At 56.3% G+C, this 17,549-nt stretch carries 19 protein-coding genes; 8 read left to right on the forward strand and 11 right to left on the reverse strand.

Annotation, left to right across the window (positions count from 1 at the left end; genetic code table 11):
* Positions 1–26: 26 nt before the first annotated feature.
* From recG to gmk, 5 genes are read right to left on the reverse strand one after another with little or no spacing between them, the layout of a single operon-like run.
* Positions 27–2,108 carry an ATP-dependent DNA helicase RecG gene (recG, locus tag AC2AXP_RS21055; protein WP_371902178.1) on the reverse strand — a complete coding sequence of 694 codons (2,082 nt, stop codon included), beginning with the start codon at positions 2,106–2,108 and terminating at the stop codon, positions 27–29.
* Positions 2,105–2,800, reverse strand: coding sequence for a tRNA (guanosine(18)-2'-O)-methyltransferase TrmH (gene trmH, locus AC2AXP_RS21060; RefSeq protein ID WP_039991442.1), 696 nt, complete (start codon positions 2,798–2,800; stop codon positions 2,105–2,107). Before trmH ends, recG begins: the two co-directional genes overlap by 4 nt.
* A gap of 5 nt (positions 2,801–2,805) precedes the next feature.
* Positions 2,806–4,911 (reverse strand): bifunctional GTP diphosphokinase/guanosine-3',5'-bis pyrophosphate 3'-pyrophosphohydrolase, encoded by a 2,106-nt coding sequence (gene spoT / locus AC2AXP_RS21065; RefSeq protein WP_004956765.1) that lies wholly within the window; start codon positions 4,909–4,911, stop codon positions 2,806–2,808.
* Between the two features lie 19 nt (positions 4,912–4,930).
* Positions 4,931–5,206, reverse strand: coding sequence for a DNA-directed RNA polymerase subunit omega (gene rpoZ, locus AC2AXP_RS21070; RefSeq protein WP_004956763.1), 276 nt, complete (start codon positions 5,204–5,206; stop codon positions 4,931–4,933).
* 54 nt (positions 5,207–5,260) lie between these two features.
* Complete coding sequence (gene gmk / locus AC2AXP_RS21075; protein ID WP_004956760.1) at positions 5,261–5,884, reverse strand: guanylate kinase; 624 nt, start codon at positions 5,882–5,884, stop codon at positions 5,261–5,263.
* Positions 5,885–6,167: 283 nt separating this feature from the next.
* Between gmk and ligB the strand changes: the two genes are divergently transcribed.
* The gene (gene ligB, locus AC2AXP_RS21080; protein WP_484381915.1) at positions 6,168–7,868 is read left to right on the forward strand and encodes an NAD-dependent DNA ligase LigB; all 1,701 of its coding nucleotides are present in this window, start codon (positions 6,168–6,170) and stop codon (positions 7,866–7,868) included.
* Here the strand turns inward: ligB and AC2AXP_RS21085 are convergent.
* Positions 7,862–8,479 (reverse strand): trimeric intracellular cation channel family protein, encoded by a 618-nt coding sequence (locus AC2AXP_RS21085; RefSeq protein WP_039991440.1) that lies wholly within the window; start codon positions 8,477–8,479, stop codon positions 7,862–7,864. The two genes, ligB and AC2AXP_RS21085, sit on opposite strands and share 7 nt — an antisense overlap.
* Positions 8,480–8,663: 184 nt before the next feature.
* Between AC2AXP_RS21085 and AC2AXP_RS21090 the strand changes: the two genes are divergently transcribed.
* Positions 8,664–9,104, forward strand: a complete 441-nt coding sequence (locus AC2AXP_RS21090) for a DUF3574 domain-containing protein (protein WP_039991438.1) — start codon at positions 8,664–8,666, stop codon at positions 9,102–9,104.
* Between the two features lie 40 nt (positions 9,105–9,144).
* Here AC2AXP_RS21090 and AC2AXP_RS21095 read toward each other — a convergent pair whose 3' ends face one another.
* On the reverse strand, positions 9,145–10,329 hold the full coding sequence (locus AC2AXP_RS21095) for a NupC/NupG family nucleoside CNT transporter (RefSeq protein WP_004956749.1): 1,185 nt from the start codon (positions 10,327–10,329) through the stop codon (positions 9,145–9,147).
* A gap of 221 nt (positions 10,330–10,550) precedes the next feature.
* Between AC2AXP_RS21095 and AC2AXP_RS21100 the strand changes: the two genes are divergently transcribed.
* Positions 10,551–10,949: an SDR family oxidoreductase gene (locus tag AC2AXP_RS21100; RefSeq protein WP_081445061.1), complete on the forward strand. Its 399-nt coding sequence runs from the start codon at positions 10,551–10,553 to the stop codon at positions 10,947–10,949.
* A 64-nt stretch (positions 10,950–11,013) separates the two neighbouring features.
* Here the strand turns inward: AC2AXP_RS21100 and AC2AXP_RS21105 are convergent, their stop codons facing one another.
* Positions 11,014–11,877, reverse strand: a complete 864-nt coding sequence (locus AC2AXP_RS21105; protein WP_198773847.1) for a YicC/YloC family endoribonuclease — start codon at positions 11,875–11,877, stop codon at positions 11,014–11,016.
* Between the two features lie 123 nt (positions 11,878–12,000).
* Between AC2AXP_RS21105 and rph the strand changes: the two genes are divergently transcribed.
* Together rph and pyrE are read left to right on the forward strand one after the other, a co-directional pair.
* Positions 12,001–12,717 carry a ribonuclease PH gene (gene rph, locus AC2AXP_RS21110; protein WP_039991437.1) on the forward strand — a complete coding sequence of 239 codons (717 nt, stop codon included), beginning with the start codon at positions 12,001–12,003 and terminating at the stop codon, positions 12,715–12,717.
* 84 nt (positions 12,718–12,801) lie between these two features.
* Positions 12,802–13,443 carry an orotate phosphoribosyltransferase gene (pyrE, locus tag AC2AXP_RS21115; protein ID WP_004956738.1) on the forward strand — a complete coding sequence of 214 codons (642 nt, stop codon included), beginning with the start codon at positions 12,802–12,804 and terminating at the stop codon, positions 13,441–13,443.
* 47 nt (positions 13,444–13,490) lie between these two features.
* On the opposite strand, the gene slmA is transcribed toward pyrE, so the two are convergent.
* The 3 genes from slmA to coaBC all read right to left on the reverse strand — a co-directional run bounded on the left by slmA (position 13,491) and on the right by coaBC (position 15,993).
* The gene (gene slmA / locus AC2AXP_RS21120; protein ID WP_004956735.1) at positions 13,491–14,087 is read right to left on the reverse strand and encodes a nucleoid occlusion factor SlmA; all 597 of its coding nucleotides are present in this window, start codon (positions 14,085–14,087) and stop codon (positions 13,491–13,493) included.
* A gap of 252 nt (positions 14,088–14,339) precedes the next feature.
* Positions 14,340–14,798: a dUTP diphosphatase gene (gene dut / locus AC2AXP_RS21125; RefSeq protein ID WP_004956733.1), complete on the reverse strand. Its 459-nt coding sequence runs from the start codon at positions 14,796–14,798 to the stop codon at positions 14,340–14,342.
* Positions 14,776–15,993: a bifunctional phosphopantothenoylcysteine decarboxylase/phosphopantothenate--cysteine ligase CoaBC gene (gene coaBC / locus AC2AXP_RS21130; protein WP_182646430.1), complete on the reverse strand. Its 1,218-nt coding sequence runs from the start codon at positions 15,991–15,993 to the stop codon at positions 14,776–14,778. The genes dut and coaBC overlap by 23 nt, the downstream gene beginning before the upstream one ends.
* Before the next feature lie 197 nt (positions 15,994–16,190).
* Between coaBC and radC the strand changes: the two genes are divergently transcribed.
* The 3 genes from radC (at position 16,191) to rpmG (ending at position 17,538) form a co-directional block, all read left to right on the forward strand.
* Positions 16,191–16,859, forward strand: coding sequence for a RadC family protein (radC, locus tag AC2AXP_RS21135; protein ID WP_039992473.1), 669 nt, complete (start codon positions 16,191–16,193; stop codon positions 16,857–16,859).
* A gap of 263 nt (positions 16,860–17,122) precedes the next feature.
* Positions 17,123–17,359 (forward strand): 50S ribosomal protein L28, encoded by a 237-nt coding sequence (gene rpmB, locus AC2AXP_RS21140; protein WP_004931195.1) that lies wholly within the window; start codon positions 17,123–17,125, stop codon positions 17,357–17,359.
* An 11-nt stretch (positions 17,360–17,370) separates the two neighbouring features.
* Positions 17,371–17,538, forward strand: a complete 168-nt coding sequence (rpmG, locus tag AC2AXP_RS21145) for a 50S ribosomal protein L33 (protein WP_004392084.1) — start codon at positions 17,371–17,373, stop codon at positions 17,536–17,538.
* Positions 17,539–17,549 lie beyond the last annotated feature (11 nt).

The raw sequence follows: 17,549 nt of genomic DNA on the forward strand, positions 1-17,549 counted from the left end.
GGCCACCTTGGGGTGGCCGGCATTTTTTATGCGTTGGAGTAACGGGCTTTTTCTGGCAGCCAGCGTTCGATCAGGGCGTGAGCATGTTCAGGATAGTTTTGGTGAATATGGCGTGCGACGCGCTGCACCTCCGGGATCATTGCCTGATCGCGCAGTAAGTCCGCCACTTTGAATTCGGCGCTGCCGGTCTGTCGGGTGCCCAGCAACTCGCCGGGGCCGCGAATCTCCAGATCGCGCTGGGCAATAACGAAGCCGTCATTGCTGTCGCGTAACACCTGTAAGCGCTTTTGCGCCGTTTTGCTCAACGGCGTTTTGTACAACAGCACGCAGTGCGAGGCTACTGCGCCCCGGCCAACACGACCGCGCAACTGGTGCAACTGCGCCAGCCCCAGACGTTCCGGGTTGTCGATAATCATCAGACTGGCGTTTGGCACGTCCACGCCGACTTCAATCACCGTAGTGGCTACCAGCAGTTGCAGCTCACCCTGTTTGAACGACTGCATTACCGCCTGCTTTTCCTGGGCTTTCATGCGCCCGTGTACCAGCGCGACCTTCAGTTCCGGCAGCGCGGTTTTCAGTTCTTCCCAGGTAGCCTCTGCCGCCTGTGCTTCCAGCAGTTCGGATTCTTCGATCAGCGTACAGACCCAATAAGCCTGGCGGCCTTCTTGCAGGCAGGCGTTTCTGACCCGTTCGATAATATCGGCGCGACGGGTATCAGGGATGGCGACGGTGGTCACCGGCGTACGACCGGGGGGCAGCTCATCGATTACCGAGGTATCGAGATCGGCATAGGCGGTCATCGCCAGCGTGCGTGGAATGGGCGTGGCGGTCATGATCAACTGATGGGCATGGTAGCCTTGCTCTTCGCCCTTTTCCCATAGAGCGAGGCGCTGATGCACGCCAAAACGATGCTGTTCATCAATGATAACCAGGGCCAGCCCGTTAAACTGAACCTGTTCCTGGAACATGGCGTGAGTACCGACCACCATCGAAACCTGGCCACTGGCGATGGCTTCTTGCTGCGCAATCCGCGCTTTTCCTTTCTGTTTGCCAGCCAGCCAGCCGACTTCGATGCCCAGCGGTTCAAACCACTGGCGGAAGTTATTGGCATGCTGTTCGGCCAGCAGTTCGGTGGGCGCCATCAGCGCTACCTGTTTGCCATGCGCAATCGCACGCAACGCTGCCAGCGCCGCAACCAGCGTTTTTCCAGAGCCAACGTCACCCTGTACCAGCCGCATCATCGGGAAATTCTTTTGCAGGTCGGCTTCAATATCGGCAACCACGCGCCGTTGCGCTCCGGTAGGCGCAAAGGGCAACTGGGCGAGAAATTGGTTTTTCAATCGATCGTCCGGCATCAACGGCTGCGCGTGGTAACTTTGCGCTCCGGCGCGGACTGCCAGCATGCTGAGATTGTGCGCCAGCAGCTCCTCCATGATCAGCCGTTTCTGCGCCGGGTGTCGGCCCTGTTCCAGATCGGCCAGCTGGATATCCGGCGCTGGACGATGCAAGGTATGTAACGCCTGCGGCAGGCTCATCAAGCCCCCGCTCAACTCGGTTGGCAGCAGTTCGGCAATCGCGCAGGTATCCAGCAGGGTCAGCGCCTGATCGGTCAGCTTGCGCAGCGTGGCCTGACGGATGCCCTCGGTGGTCGGATACACCGGTGTCAGGGATTCCTGCAGCTCCACCTCGCTGTGTTCCCCCTGAATGCGGTATTCAGGATGGATGATTTCCGCGCCGTGATTGCCGCGTTTGACTTCACCGTAGGCGGTAACGCGCCGGCCGGTGGCCAGGCTGTTTTTCATCGCCGCATTGAAGTTGAAGAAACGCATGGTGAGGATGCCGGTGCCATCGCTGATCTGACAGGTCAACATGCGACGGCGGCCAAAACTGATGTCGGTGCGCAGCACTTCGCCCTCTACCGTGGCGAAAATACCTGACAGCAGCTCGCCAATCGGATATAGCCGAGTGCGGTCTTCATAGCGCAGCGGCAAATGCAGCAGCAGATCCTGGATGGTTTCCAGGCCAATTTTGGCCAGTTTTCCCGCCTGGCTGGCTCCAACCCCGGAAAGCGTGGTCAGTGGGACGGCGTCCAGCAGGCGGCCTTTCATTTTTGTACCGTTGCCTGCATGGCTGCCCACCATTCGGCGCTGGCGACCACCTGGCCCTGTTGATCGATCTGCGGCCGGGGCAGCCCTTTGCGCTTGGCAACGTTGGCCAGCACCGGATATCCCCCTTCGAACAGCAGACGCTGCTGCTCTTCCTGTTCCAGCGTGCTGGCTTCGCGACGATACATGCCGGCATTTTGCCGTTGCCGCTGTGCTTCATACAGGATAAGCGCCGAAGCCACCGATACGTTGAGCGACTGCACCATGCCGATCATCGGAATAATGATGTCACGATCGGCCAATTGCAGCGCTTCTTCGCTGATACCGGATTTCTCCTGGCCCAGCAGAATACAGGTTGGACGGGTATAGTCGATGTCTCGGAAATCTACCGCACGGGCCGAAAGGTTGGTCGCCAGAATTTGCATGCCCTGGCTTTTCAGATGACCGACCGCTTCGCCGATAGTGCGGTGCGTTTTGACATTGACCCAGCTGTTGCTGCCGGCGGCGGAAGAAACCAGCGTACGCATGCGAGTGGTTGGCCACACGGCATGCACCTGGTGCACGCCGACGGCGTCGGCGGTACGGATAATTGCGGAGACGTTATGCGGTTTGTGAACCTGTTCCAGGCAGACCGTCAGATCTGGCTGGCGGGTTGCGAGCATTTCACAAATCCGCGCATAGCGTTCGGGGCTCATAGGCGCTAATTTCGGTTACGGTTAACTTTAATCACATCCGGCATGATACGGATTTTACGCATGATATTCGCCAAATGAATGCGATCACGAGTGGTCAAGCGAATAAAGGCGCTGTAAACCCGGCCATCTTTCTCTTCGGTATTCAGGCTTTGAATGTTCGATTCGGCCGCATTGATCGCCGCCGTCAGGTTAGCCAAGGCGCCCTGATGGTTGAACATATCCACTTTAATTTCGGCAATGAATTCCTGTTCGGTTTCTTTGTCCCACTCTACCGCCATGAACTTTTCCGGTTCTTTCTGGTAGCCGCGGATATTGCGACAGGATTCATGGTGGATAACCAGCCCTTTGCCTGGGCTGACGTGGGCAATGATCGGATCGCCCGGTATCGGTCGGCAGCATTTGGCAAAGGTGATCAGCACGCCGTCGGCACCTTTGATGGCCAGGTTGCGCACGCCGGAAGAGGCGCCAAGGCTGGAACGATCGCCCTGCAGATTCTTCGCGACCACCACGCTCATGGCGTTGCCGAGGCCGATTTCCGCCAGCAGATCGTCCAGCGACGTCAGCTTCATGCGCTCGAGTTCGTGCTGGATGTTTTCCTGTGGAATTTCAGCCAGCTTGCGGCTGCCGCCCAGCGCATGATTAAGCAGGCGACGGCCCAGACTGACGGAATCATCGCGTTTGAGGTTCTTCAGCATTTGGCGGATCTTCGCACGTGCTTTGGAGCTGACGACAAAGTTCAGCCATGCGGCGTTCGGCCGCGCGCCCGGTGCGGTGATGATTTCCACCGTTTGACCGCTGCTCAGCGACTGTGACAGCGGATACGGCTGCCGATCGACACGCGCGCCAACGCAGGCGTGGCCAATATCGGTATGCACCGCGTAGGCGAAATCGACCGGCGTTGCGCCCGCCGGCAGTTCGACAATGCGCCCTTCCGGGGTGAAAACGTAAATCTCATCGGGGAAAAGATCGGATTTGACGCTCTCGATAAATTCAAACGAGCTGCCGGCGCTTTGCTGCAACTCCAGCAGGCTTTGCATCCAGCGCTGGGCGCGGATCTGCGCAGTGGTGCCGGTTTCGCCCTGTTCTTTGTAAGCCCAGTGCGCGGCAACCCCCATTTCCGCCATCTGATCCATGTCTTCGGTACGGATCTGCACTTCTACCGGTACGCCATGCGGGCCGATCAACGAGGTGTGCAACGATTGATAGCCGTTGGCCTTGGGAATGGCGATATAGTCTTTTACCCGGCCCGGACGCGGTTTGTACAGGCTGTGTGCCTGGCCAAGTACCCGATAGCAGGTATCGACTTCCTTCACGATCACCCGGAACGCATAGATATCCATAATGGAATGGAAGCGCTGTTCCTTGAGGTGCATCTTGAGGTAAATGGAATACAGGTGCTTTTCTCGCCCGCTGACGCGGCAGGGGATGCCTGCTTCGGTCAGCCGCCCTTCGATCTCGGAAAGAATCTTCTGGATCATCTCTTTGCGGTTGCCGCGAGCGGCTTTCACCACTTCCTTGATCACGCGGTAGCGATTGGGGTAAAGCGCTTCGAAACCCAGCTCTTCAAGCTCGGTTTTTAGGTGATGAATACCCAGGCGGTGGGCCAGTGGGCTGTAGATTTCCAGGGTTTCACGCGCGATGCGTCGGCGCTTGTCCGGCCGCAGCGAACCGAGGGTGCGCATGTTGTGCGTCCGGTCGGCCAGTTTGATCAGTACCACGCGGATGTCCTGCACCATCGCCATGATCATTTTGCGGAAGTTTTCCGCCTGCGCTTCTTTTTTGTCCTGGAACTTCAGTTTGTCGAGCTTGGATACGCCTTCAACCAGTTCGGCAACGCTTTTGCCAAACAGCTGTTCCATATCCTGGTAGGTGGCCGGGGTGTCTTCGATGACGTCATGCAGCAGCGCGGCCATCAGCGTCTCATGATCGAGACGCATTTCCGCCAGAATGCAGGCCACGGCGACCGGGTGGGTAATATAAGGCTCACCGCTGGAGCGTGTCTGTCCCTCGTGAGCATCACGTGCAACGAGGTATGCCTGTTTGAGGCGCTTAATCTGCTCCTCAGGCAGGTAACGTTGAATCAGCAGATTCAGGCTTTCAAACAGGTACAAAGGCAGACTCGCAGTCTAATTAACGACGACCTTCAGCAATCGCGGTAACCGCTTGAATTTCTGCGGCTTCCTGCTCTTGCTGCTCTTGGCGCTCACGCACATCCAGGATCTGGTTATTGATCAGACCCTCTTCGATTTCGCGCAGGGCGATCACGGTGTACTTGTCGTTCTCTTCTGGAACCAGAGCGTCTTTACCGCCGGTCTGGATTTGACGTGCCCGACGAGCAGCGACCAACACCAGGTCAAAACGGTTACCAATTTTCTCTACAGCGTCTTGAACAGTTACGCGTGCCATATTTGTGCTACTCCACAGGTGACGAAAAGACTGGGCATAATACTGAAACTGACTTCAGTCTGCCAATAGTTTGCTGATTAAAGCGTCATGCCGCAGCATTTGCCGGCCTAAACGCAGGCGCTCAGCGCGAATAATGGTTTTCAGATCGGACAGCGCCAGATCGAAATCATCATTCACAATCAGATAATCATACTCCGCATAATGCGTCATTTCTGCAACCGCCTGCGCCATGCGCCTGGCGATCACGTCTTCGGAATCCTGACCGCGTCCGCGCAGGCGGCGCCCCAGTTCTTCCTTCGACGGCGGCAGAATGAAGATGCTGCGCGCCTGCGGCATTTTGGCGCGAATCTGCTGCGCCCCCTGCCAGTCGATATCAAGGAAAACATCGACGCCGGTCGACAGCACCTGCTCGATGGCGGCGCGTGAGGTACCGTAATAATTGCCGAACACTTCGGCATGCTCAAGAAACGCATCCTGCGCGATCATGTGACGGAATTCGTCGTGCGAGACAAAGAAATAATGCTCGCCATGTTGTTCACCCGGGCGACTTGCGCGCGTGGTGTGCGAAACCGAAACCTGTGTGTCGTACAGCGGTTGCGTCTTTAACAAAGCCTGAATCAGACTTGATTTACCTGCGCCACTGGGAGCAGAGACAATATAAAGCGTGCCTTGAGCCATGATGATGTTCGTTGATAGCGGTTGATGTGCCAATAACAGCGGATGTGTATTTTCTCCGCACAGTATACACGGCTAACGCCCTTGTTGCAGCGTTTGCGCGCATTTTGCCCATTGCTTTGTGTGAAAACGTCGGCAAAAAACAAATCTGCGCAACGTATCGCGATATTTCCGTAGTTTTCTGCAAACAACAATTTCTTTTGGAAGACATTTTGCAGCGTTATTTATGGTCGCTGGCCTGGTTTGCGCATGGGGGGTTTAATGACGTCAATCAGGGAGGTGCAGCATGCAGAAATATCGGGTCTGGCTTGTCCTCGCGTTGTGGTGGGCAATGTGCTGCGCCGCCGCCGGGGCGGAAACATGTCCCGCGTGGCGCCAGGAACGGCTGTCGTTGGAAATGACGGCACTGGAACAGCAACTGACGCGCTGGGATGTCGCCTATTATCAGCAGGGACAGGGGCTGATTGACGATGAACTCTACGACAGCCTGCGACAGAAACTGCGTCTTTGGCAATCTTGTGCGGGGAGCGGTGACGGCGACGCATTACCGGCGTTGCCGGTGGGGAAGACGCCACATCCCGTTGCCCATACCGGGTTGCGCAAACTGGCGGATCGTCAGGCAGTGGTGCAATGGATGCGCGGCCGCGACGCGCTTTGGGTGCAACCGAAAGTGGACGGCGTTGCGGTAACGCTGGTGTACCAGCGGGGCACGCTGATCGGCGCCATTAGCCGTGGCGATGGCAAACAGGGTGAAGACTGGCTGGAAAAAGTGAAGTCCATCCCTGCGGTACCGTCCAGCTTGCCAGATGCGCCGGAAAGGTTGGTATTGCAGGGAGAGCTGTTTCTGATGATGACCGATCATCAGCAAAACCTTACCGGCGGGGTGAATGCGCGCTCAAGGGTGGCCGGTGCGCTGTTGCGCCAGCGGCCGTCGCCGTTATTAGCGCAGATTGGGCTGTTTGTCTGGGGATGGCCCGATGGCCCGGCAACCATGGCCGAGCGGCTGCGGCAACTTGCCACGCTCGGCTTCCCGCTGGCGCAGGCTTACACGCGGTCGGTCAATGATGTCGACGGCGTTGAACACTGGCGTAGTCACTGGCATCAAAACCCGCTGCCTTTCGTCACCGATGGCGTGGTCATTCATCAAGACAGCCCGCCGCAAGGGCGTTACTGGCGTAATAAGCCGGCGGAGTGGGCGGTAGCCTGGAAGTATCCGGCCGTGCAGCAGGTGGCGCGAGTAAACAAGGTTATTTTCCGCATTGGTCGCACCGGCAAGATTGCGGTGGTTTTGGCGCTGGATCCGATACGTCTGGATGACAAGTGGGTTCGCCGAGTCAACGTGGGGTCGCTGCCGTTGTGGCAACAGTTGAACGCGCTGCCTGGCGATCATGTCGCCATCAGCCTGCAAGGGCATGGTATTCCGTATCTGCGCGACGTGGTGTGGCGTGCGGTTGAACGACAGCCGCTTACGGTACCCGATGCCAATCGTTACCATGCTTTGAGCTGCTTTGAATTACAGCCAGGCTGCCGACAGCAGTTGATTGCGCGACTGGTCTGGCTGAGCGGGGCGCAGGGATTAAATCTGCGCGGTGTGAATGAGGCGAGTTGGCGAGCGCTGATTGAACAATCGCTGGTAAAGAATCTGGCGGACTGGTTAACGTTAACGCCGCAGCAGCTAATGGCGGTACCGGGTATCGGCCACAAACGTGCACAAGACATTTATCAACAATTCAGGCTGGCGCTGCAACGACCTTTTGCGCGCTGGCTGATCGCGTTGGGTGCGCCCTTGACGCCGTCACAGAGCCTTGGCGTTGAGCATTGGGTGCCGGCGCTGCAACTGACGACGCAGGCATGGCAGCAAAATGCCGGGATTGGCGCGAAACGAGCCAATAATATCAGGGCGTTCTTCCAGCATCCGTCGGTCAGGCAACTGGCCGACGCGCTGGCCGAACAGCAGATTGACGGCTTTTCTTCCCAGCCTCAGTGATCGTGATGCTGGTAATTGAATACCGGCAGACCCAGACGAAAACGCAGTGCGATCAGACGGGCGCTTAAACCGGCGACCAGCGTGATGATCACCACCACATTATGCGGCAGGCTCAGGTGAAGCAGGCCGATGTACAGCCAGGCGGCGGCAAAGGCGATGCCGGCATAAATTTCTTTTTGAAAAACCAAAGGGATGCGATTGCAAAACATATCACGCAGTACGCCGCCAAATACGCCGGTGATTACCGCGGCAATGGCGGCAATGATCGGCCCGTGACCCATATCCAGGGCTACTTGTGCGCCAATGATAGAAAACACTATCAAGCCGACGGCATCCAGCACCAGGAACAGGCGGCGTAAGTGACGCATCAGCGGGGCAAGCCAGGTGGTAACGATCGCGGCGATGGCAACAATCACAATGTATTCAGGATGTTTGACCCAGCTCAGCGGATAATGACCGAGCAGCATGTCACGTACCGAACCGCCGCCGATAGCGGTGGCAGAGGCGATAAAGATTACGCCAAACATGTCCATTTGGCGGCGTCCAGCGGCGAGTGCACCGGTCATGGCTTCGGCAGTGATACCAATGATATAAAGAATGCTCAATAACATGAGGGCTTCGCTGAGGACAAGAGTAAGTCGTAATCTGAAGAGTAACGAGCACGACGTCATATCGCCACTGAGTTTTTCTAACTGATTAAATTTCGGATTAGTTTATTTTATTTATATTGCGCCGCACTGCCCTGTCAGGGTGCTTTATGGCGCGTGAAGCAATATTAGCGCATAAGGAAATATGATGGTAAAGACCTTGACCTGGCTGACCACCGTCGGTGCAGCGTTATTACTTGCTGGCTGTGTTGCGTCCAGCTCCACGCCGCTGTCTGCGCCTTCCTCGCAGGCACGCTGTGTAACGGGTGAACCGATGGTGCAAACCACGCTGTATTTTGGTCTCAACCGACCGCATGGTCCGGCGCTTAGCGGGCAAGAATGGCAGAGTTTTGTCGACCGGCAAGTGACGCCGCGCTTCAAGCAGGGGTTATCGGTATTTGACGCTCGTGGTCAATGGTTAGGTCACGAGGGACAACTGGTGCGCGAAAACAGCAAGGCATTGGTGTTGATTCATATGCCCGGCACAGCAAGCGAAGGCGATATCGAGGCGCTGCGCACGAGTTATAAACAGCAATTCTCGCAGGATTCGGTTATGCGCGTTGATGCGCCGGTTTGTGTGGCATTTTAATCAAGCTTGGCCCGTGAATCGTTCACGGGCCACTTGCGCGTTACAACACCAGCCCGGCAATCGCTGCGGAAAGCAGACTGACCAGCGTGGAGCCATAAACCAGTTTCAGGCCAAAGCGGGAAACCACGTTGCCCTGTTGTTCATTCAGGCCTTTGATGGCGCCGGCGACGATGCCGATTGAGGCAAAGTTGGCAAATGACACCAGGAACACCGACAGAATGCCCACGCCGCGCGGGCTCATTTCCGCCGCAATCTTTTTCAGTTCGATCATCGCGACAAACTCGTTGGCAACCAGCTTGGTCGCCATGATGCTGCCGGCCTGTAAGGCGTCGTGAGCTGGAATGCCAATCAGCCATGCCAACGGGTAGAACACATAGCCCAGAATTTGCTGGAAGCTGATGCCGAATATCGCCGCGAAAATGGCGTTGACCGCGGCAATCAGCGCGATAAAGCCGATCAGCATGGCGGCAATAATCATCGCGATCTTGAATCCCGCCAGAATGTATTCCCCCAGCATTTCAAAGAAGCTTTGATCTTCATGCAGCTTGTTGAGCTTCAGTTCGGGTTCATCATCCTGTTGATAGGGATTGATAATTGACAGGATAATAAAGGTACTGAACATGTTCAGCACCAGCGCAGCAACCACGTACTGCGCATCGATCATCGCCATATAGGCGCCAACGATCGACATCGACACCGTCGACATAGCCGTGGCGGCCATGGTGTACATACGGCGTGGCGAGATATCGCCAATAATGCCTTTATAGGCGATAAAGTTTTCCGACTGGCCTAGCACCAGGGTGCTGACCGCATTGAAGGACTCCAACTTGCCCATGCCGTTCACTTTTGACAGCAGGGTACCGACCAGGCGGATAATCAAAGGCAGAATGCGAAAATGCTGCAGAATACCGATCAGTGCGGAAATAAAGATTATTGGGCACAACACGCCCAGGAAGATAAATGACAGCCCTTCCTTGCTCATACCGCCAAACACGAATTCGGAACCTTGCGCAGCATAGGTCAGCAGCAGTTCGAAGAAACCGGCGATGGATTTAATCACGCTTAAACCGCTGGCGGAGTGCAGAAAGAAATAGGCCAGAGCGCCTTCGATCGCTAACAATTGCAGAATATAACGTGGGCGAATTTTTCTGCGGTCATGACTGACCAGCAGCGCCAGGGCAATAATCACCACCAGCGCCAAAAGGAATTGCAAAATTTGCGACATACAGAGTCCGTACAACAAGCGGGCTAGAAAAACGATATTTAGCCACAGCTTGCGCCGCCTTTCATTACTCTGAGTGATAATTAGAACAAAATACTATTGCCGGGCCACAGGCCGCGCCGTTTGTCATTGCCGGTGCGAATTCTTTGGTTTTTCATAAATAAAACCAGTTATCCCAGCCGACGCGGTATCCGCCTGGCAGGGACAACGGCATCCCCATCAACATCAAGGGAGTGTTGTACGGTATCGCGGCGGCGCTGCCGGTATTCGAGCGACAAAACGGCGGCCATTTCATTAAAGTTTCTTCGGTGGCCGGCGTGAAGGTCTTCAGCCCTGGGGGGACGGTTTACAGCGGCACCAAATTTGCCGTGCGCGCCATTTCTGAAGGGTTGCGCCATGAGGTAGGGGCGCATATCCGCACCACGACGATTTGCCCGGGTGCGGTGGACTCCGAATTGAAGTTTGGCAGCTCGGACGCCGACAGTTCGCAGTTCGTGCAGGAATTTTACCAGCAGGCGATCCCGGCGGATTCGGTTGCGCGTGCCGTGGCGTATGCGATCGAACAGCCTGCGGAAGTGGATATTAACGAGATTGTATTGCGACCCAGCCAACAAGAGTTCTGACGGGGCGCCAGCGGCAATAAAAAGCCCGCACCTTCCAGTGCGGGCATATGAACCGCGAGGCGGGTTACTCGATGTTCTGAATCTGCTCGCGCATCTGTTCGATCAGCACTTTCAGTTCAATCGCGGAGGTGGTGACCTCGGCATTGATTGATTTAGACGCCAGGGTGTTCGATTCGCGGTTGAACTCTTGCATCATAAAGTCCAGACGACGGCCGACGGCTTCTTTTTTCTTCAGGATGTTGTGCGTTTCTTTCACATGCGCGTCAAGTCGATCCAGCTCTTCGGCGACGTCAATGCGCTGTGCCATCAGCACCAGTTCCTGCTCGAGACGGGTGCTTTCCAGCTGTACCTGCGCTTCTTCCAGCTTGCTGACCAAGCGCTCGCGTTGCCATTGTAGAATATTGGGCATCTGGGCACGCACTTTGCTCACTTCGCCACTGACACCGTCCAGACGCTGCTCGATCAGTGCCTTCAGCGCGGTGCCTTCGCTTTCGCGTGCGGTGATAAAGTCATCCAGCGCACCGTCCAGCGCCTGCATCAGTTGGGCGCTGATGGCGTCCAGATCCTGCTCCTGAGCGGACATCACGCCAGGCCAGCGCAGTACGTCGATGGGATTGATTTCCCCTTCGTCGCTCTGCATTTTTACCCAGTTGGCCGCTTCTACCAGCTGTTTGGCCAGCTTTTCGTTGAGCAGTAGCGAACTTTGCGCGCTGGGATCCAGTTCAAAACGCAGGTTGCATTCCACTTTGCCGCGCGTCAGCCGGGCGCGAATACGTTCGCGGATCACTGGCTCCAGGCTGCGAAATTGTTCCGGCAAGCGGATATAGGTTTCGAGATAGCGTTGGTTAACGGAACGCAGCTCCCAAGCTGCGCTGCCCCATTCACCCTTGATTTCACGCCGGGCGTAGGCGGTCATGCTGCGGATCATTTGTGCGTACCCGTAGAAGAAAAGATGAATCGATTATAGCGTCGCGTCCGCAGGCAGGATAGGCATAACGTCACGAAGCCCGTATAATGCGCAGCCAATGATGAATTAAAGCGGAGAAAGCCCATGCGTCCTGCTGGCAGAGCACCACAACACGTTCGCCCCCTGACACTCACCCGTCACTACACGAAACACGCTGAAGGTTCAGTGCTGGTTGAGTTTGGCGATACCAAGGTTTTGTGCACCGCCACGGTTGAAGATGGCGTTCCGCGCTTTCTGAAAGGTCAGGGCCAGGGTTGGATCACCGCGGAATACGGCATGCTGCCGCGCTCTACCCACAGCCGTAATGCGCGCGAAGCTGCCAAAGGCAAGCAGGGTGGGCGCACGCTGGAAATCCAGCGTCTGATCGCTCGTTCGCTGCGTGCGGCGGTCGATTTGAAAAAGCTCGGTGAGTTCACTATTACCCTCGACTGTGACGTATTGCAGGCGGATGGCGGCACGCGTACCGCATCGATCACCGGCGCCTGCGTCGCTTTGGCCGATGCGCTGAATGCGCTGGTGGCGGCCGGCAAGCTGAAAGCGAACCCGATGAAAGGCATGGTGGCAGCGGTGTCGGTGGGTATCGTGAACGGCGAGGCGTTGTGCGATCTGGAGTATGTAGAAGATTCCGCCGCCGAAACCGACATGAACGTGGTGATGATGGAAGACGGCCGTATGATTGAGGTGCAAGGCACCGCCGAGGGCGAGCCGTTCAGCCATGACGAGCTGCTGGCGTTGCTGGCGCTGGCTCGAGGAGGCATCGAAACCATCTTCCAGGCGCAGAAAGCGGCGTTGGCAGACTAATTTTCAAGGCGACCGAGAGGTCGCCTTTTTTACGCCCGCCGATCGGGCGCAGCATCAATCAAGACCAAACGAGGAGAAGCAGTAATGAAAGCCTATCAGCGCCAGTTTATCGAGTTTGCGCTCAACAAACAGGTATTGAAATTCGGTGAGTTCACGTTGAAATCCGGCCGTACCAGCCCGTATTTCTTTAACGCCGGCCTGTTCAATACCGGGCGCGATCTGGCGCTGTTGGGGCGCTTTTACGCCGAGGCGCTGGTGGATTCCGCGATTGACTTCGATCTGCTGTTTGGCCCGGCCTACAAGGGCATTCCGATTGCTACCACCACCGCGGTGGCGCTGGCTGAACACCACCAGCGCGATGTGCCTTACTGCTTCAACCGCAAAGAAGCCAAAACCCATGGTGAAGGTGGGTCGCTGGTGGGTAGCCCACTGCAAGGCCGGGTGATGCTGGTGGATGACGTGATCACCGCCGGTACCGCTATTCGCGAATCGATGGAAATCATCAGCGCCAGCGGCGCCAGCCTGTCCGGGGTGCTGATTTCGCTGGATCGTCAGGAGCGCGGCCGTGGCGACATTTCTGCCATTCAGGAAGTTGAACGTGATTACCACTGCAAAGTGATTTCGATTGTTACGCTGAAGGATTTGATTGCCTATCTGGAAGAAAAACCGGAAATGGCCGATCACCTGGCGGCGGTACGCGCCTATCGTGAGCAATACGGCGTTTGATTCAGGCGCTGACGGTATAAAAAACGCCGGGCATGCCCGGCGTTGTGTTATTGCAATTGAGCCGCCAGCAGCGGCCAGCGTCCGTCAAACTCTTCCGTTGGGCGGTAGCGGAATTCGGAACGTACGTAGCGCGACAGCATGCCTTCGCAAAATGCCAGCAGTTGGCTGGCCAGTAGCGTTTCGTCCACGATAAACCCTTTGCCTTCCCGCAGCTTGCGCTCTTTAAGTACCTGGCGCAGCTGCGCCTCGATACGTTCAAACAGCTGATTGATGCGGCCTTGCAGCCGATCCTGTTCAAACATCAGCGCATGACCGGTCATGATGCGCGTCAACCCAGGATTGCGTTCGGCAAACCCGAGAACCAGCAGCAGAATCAGACGCAGGCGACTGAAAGTCTCTTTCTCGTCCTGAAGAATCAGGTTGATGCGCGTAATCAGGCTGTCTTCAATAAACTCGATCAGGCTGTCAAACATTCGTGTCTTGCTGGGAAAATGCCGGTAAAGCGCGGCTTCGGAAACACCGACGTTTGCTGCCAGCTTTGCCGTGGTGATGCGCTGACTGCCATCGCTGGATTCCAGCATCTGGGCTAACGCCTGCAAAATCTCCTCGCGCCGATTCCTTTTGGTATTTTCTTTTTCTGCCATGTCTGATTAGACCCTTGCTAAAACGGCTTGGACTTTCGAAAACCCGGCACCGGCCGCGCCAGAGAAAACTCTGTGCGGCTTATGTGATAGCTTTTTTACGGTGTGGGGTCAACGGCCCTTTTGGGCCGGTATTCTCCGCGTTGCCCGGCATGCGATGCCGCATTGTCGAGGACGTCTGTCGCAGGGAGATCGTACTCTCTGGACGCCAACGTTCCTGGCGACATTCCCTGCCGGGTAACGTGCTAACGGGGCCTAGTGGCGCCCGGAATGGCCGAAGCCGCCTTCGCCGCGCTCACTGTCGTCGAACGCTTCCACCAGGTTGAATTCGGCCTGAACGACCGGCACAAAAACCATCTGCGCGATGCGTTCGCCGGGTTCAATAGTGAACGATTTCTGCCCGCGGTTCCAAACGGAAACCATCAGTTGACCCTGATAATCGGAATCAATCAGGCCCACCAGATTACCCAGCACCACGCCGTGCTTATGGCCCAGACCGGAGCGTGGCAGGATCACCGCAGCCAGGCTGGCGTCGGCGATGTGAATTGCCAGCCCGGTAGGCAGCAGCGTGGTTTCACCGGCAGCCAATTCCACCGCACTGTCCAGGCAGGCGCGCAGATCAAGACCGGCGGAGCCAGGCGTGGCATAGGTCGGTAATGGGAAATCCTGACCGATACGCGGGTCGAGAATTTTAACGTCGATTTTTTTCATCATAACGGCTGACTATCTCGTCTATTAAACGTTGGCCAAGGAGTGCCTTATCGCTGAGCGCCAGGCGTTTTTCCCCATCCTGCCAAAAAAGATGCAATGCATTGGTATCACTGTTGAAACCCTGCCCTGCAAGCGATACATCATTGGCGCAGATTAAATCCAGTTTCTTGCGCACCAGTTTTTGTCGCGCGTATTCTTCCACATTCTGGGTTTCGGCGGCAAACCCAACGACAAAAGGCCGATTTTTGTTCATTGCGCCAACGCCGGCGACAATGTCGGGGTTTTTTACCATCTTGAGGGTGATGTCATCACCCTGTTTTTTTATTTTTTCGTCGGCGATCTGGGCGGCGCGGTAATCCGCCACCGCAGCACAGCCAATGAAAATGTTTTGTGCTGCCGCACGTTGCTGTACGGCGAGCTCCATTTCCAGCGCGCTGGTGACGTCAATGCGCGTCACTCCCGGCGGTGTCGGTTGGCTGACCGGCCCGGCAATCAGCGTGACCTGCGCGCCACGCGCGGCGGCAGCGGCGGCAATGGCAAAACCCATTTTGCCGGAGCTGTGGTTGGTGATAAACCGTACCGGATCCAGCGCTTCACGCGTTGGGCCAGCGGTGATCATAACCTTTAAATGTGTCAGATCCTGCGGCGCAGAAAAATAGGCGTTCGCCAGATCGATAATATCCAGCGGATCCAGCATGCGGCCCGGGCCGACGTCGCCACAGGCCTGGTTACCGCTGTCCGGCCCCCACAGCAGCATGCCGCGCGCCTGTAGCGTTTGCAGGTTTGCCTGGGTTGCGGCGGCGCGGTACATCTGCTGATTCATGGCCGGTGCTGCGGCGATCGGTGCGGCGGTGGCCAGGCAAACGGTGGTCAGCAGATCGTTGGCCATACCGGCGGCAACGCGCGCCAGCAAATCGGCGGTCGCCGGCGCCAGAATCACCAGATCGGCCCATTTGCCCAGTTCGATGTGACCCATGGCGGCTTCCGCGGCGGGATCCAGCAGATCGTCCGACACCGGATAACCCGACACCGCCTGTAGCGTCAGTGGGGTAATAAATGCCTTGGCCGCATGCGTCATCACCACGCGCACCTCAGCGCCTCTGTCTCGCAGACGGCGTACCAGTTCCGGACATTTATAGGCAGCGATGCCGCCACTAATGCCCAGTACAATACGTTTGCCGGAAAGTCCCGTCATCATCATTGTCCGATTGAAAACCGAAGGATAGGCCATTTTAGCATAACCGCCGGGCAGGTGAGCGCTTCTGCGGTGCGTGCAAATCGTTACATCTGGCTTTGCGCGTTGCCTCGCAAGGTTATCAATCACTTGTCGTTGCACCATCGTTGGCATGGCATGATTTGGCGCTGTCAGGGAGGCCGATGATGAGCTGTGAGGATATGTCGTTATGGCCAGGGGAGCTGGCGCCAAGGGAAAAGCTGTTGCGTGATGGCGCGGCGGCCTTGTCGGACGTCGAGCTGTTGGCGATTTTTCTGCGAACCGGATTACCCGGGGTGCATGTGATGCAGCGGGCGGAGCAAATGTTGCTCCAGTTTGGTTCGTTGCATCAGTTGATTGCCGCGGATTATGCGCAGTTTTGCAGTCAGAAGGGCGTGGGTGACGCCACTTACAGTCAGCTGCAGGCCATTTCGGAGCTGGCTTTCCGCTGTTTTGCCTGTCAATTGGCGCAGGAAAACGCATTGCTGAACCCAAAGGTTACCCGCCATTACCTGCAAAGTTTGCTGGCTCACCGCGAGCGCGAAGTATTTCTGGTGCTGTTTTTGGACAACCAGCACCGGGTCATTCGCCATCAAGAGATGTTTACTGGTACCATCAGCAGCGTCGTCGTCCACCCGAGGGAAATCGTGCGCGAAGCGCTGAAGGCTAATGCGGCCGCGATCATTCTGGCGCATAATCATCCTTCGGGTAAGGCCGAACCCAGTCATGCCGACCGTCTGATTACGGAACAGGTGGCGAACGCCTGTCAATTATTGGAGATCCGAGTGCTCGATCACTTGGTGATTGGCCGGGGTGAATGTGTCTCTTTCGCCGAGCGCGGATGGCTTTAGGCAAATTTTTCGCGATCCTTGCGGGATCTTTAGCTGTTCGGGACTTGAGCACTTACGCTTCAGAGCGTATACTACGCCACCTTTGAGAATCTTGGGTTTGGCGTTAAGAGCCTATCTCAGCAGGTTTCTGACCTGGTGTGCGGTTTCTGACCTGATGACGAGAGTCTCCTCAGTATGAAGTTTGCTGAGATGGGCTCTAAAGCCTGACGAGGCGGCCATACCCTATACGAAGCTCGAGCTGATTTGATTTTTGGAGAATAGACATGTCCCGAGTCTGCCAAGTTACTGGCAAGCGCCCGGTGAGCGGTAACAACCGTTCCCACGCAATGAACGCGACCAAACGCCGTTTTCTGCCAAACCTGCACTCACACCGTTTTTGGGTTGAGGCTGAGAAGCGCTTTGTAACTCTGCGTGTATCTGCTAAAGGTATGCGTGTTATTGATAAGAAGGGTATTGAGACGGTCTTGGCCGATCTGCGTGCCCGTGGTGAGAAGTATTAAGGAACTGCATCATGGCTAAAGGTGTTCGCGAGAAGATCAAGCTGGTTTCTTCTGCTGGTACTGGTCACTTCTATACCACCACGAAGAACAAGCGTACTAAGCCGGAAAAATTGGAACTGAAGAAATTCGATCCAGTTGTCCGTCAACACGTGATCTACAAAGAAGCTAAAATTAAGTAATCGTTAATTTA

The sequence above is a fragment of the Serratia sp. Sp408 genome (genome assembly GCF_057180665.1).